A 743-nucleotide genomic window follows, 5' to 3' on the forward strand; every position below is an offset into this window, starting at 1 on the left:
TTCATTGCCATCTTCGTCGTAGTAGGCCATAGCCGGATTGAACCGCAGACAGTCTGTTTTTTCTACTTCATCAACCTTGAACAGAAGCTCGCGGTTTTTGAAGTACAGACGCATTGGCTCAGTCACATGACTGGAGAACGGCAAACACTCGTTCCATACCTTCTCGATTTTCTCACGGAGACGAGCACTGTAAGCGCGTTCGCGCTCCATTCTCTTCTCCATTTCTTCTTGGAGCTCAAGCAGCCAAGGCTTAGGTTGTTCACGAAACATCGGAACAACTTTCGGCTTGTTTTCGCTGCTTTGCTCTTCCGGTTGTGTGGCCGCATGTTGTACTTGCGGTGCCGGAGCTTCTACCGTGCGGTTGACCACAGGGGCCGACTCAACATGGTGACTCACCGGCTCAACACCACCGTTCGAGCGAGCGCGGAACTGCGTTACCATAGCGCCGCGACGTTCCACCAGCCAGGTGTTGCGATGCGTTTGCATAGGTTGTTCTCTCACAACATTCCCCTGCTCGTCCTTAACTTCAACGACGACAGTTACAGGCTCGCGCCCGAGGTTTGTCATGACGATCTCATCCCCATACTTGGCTTCACTTTCACCAATGGCTCTTTCAAGATCCACGCCCCAGATGGTGCGTTCCAAACCGCTCTTGTCACGGATGAAGGCAAAGTAGCTGAGCTCGTTGTCTTCGTTATGCTCATAAGGAGCTTTACCGTGGGCAATCAGAGTACCGGCAATGG

Annotated in this window: 1 protein-coding gene and 1 pseudogene; one reads left to right on the plus strand and one right to left on the minus strand. The window is 52.5% G+C overall.

Annotated elements, in window-relative coordinates; all coding sequences use genetic code 11:
• Positions 1 to 501, minus strand: a pseudogene (locus tag R7Z77_RS25290) (DNA primase); the annotation flags it as partial.
• On the opposite strand from R7Z77_RS25290, the gene R7Z77_RS28975 reads away from it, so the two are divergent.
• On the plus strand, positions 475 to 743 hold a 269-nt coding region (locus R7Z77_RS28975), incomplete at its 3' end, for a hypothetical protein (RefSeq protein WP_411913212.1). The pseudogene R7Z77_RS25290 and the gene R7Z77_RS28975 overlap by 27 nt on opposite strands.

The sequence above is a fragment of the Vibrio sp. 1401 genome, assembly GCF_033340295.1.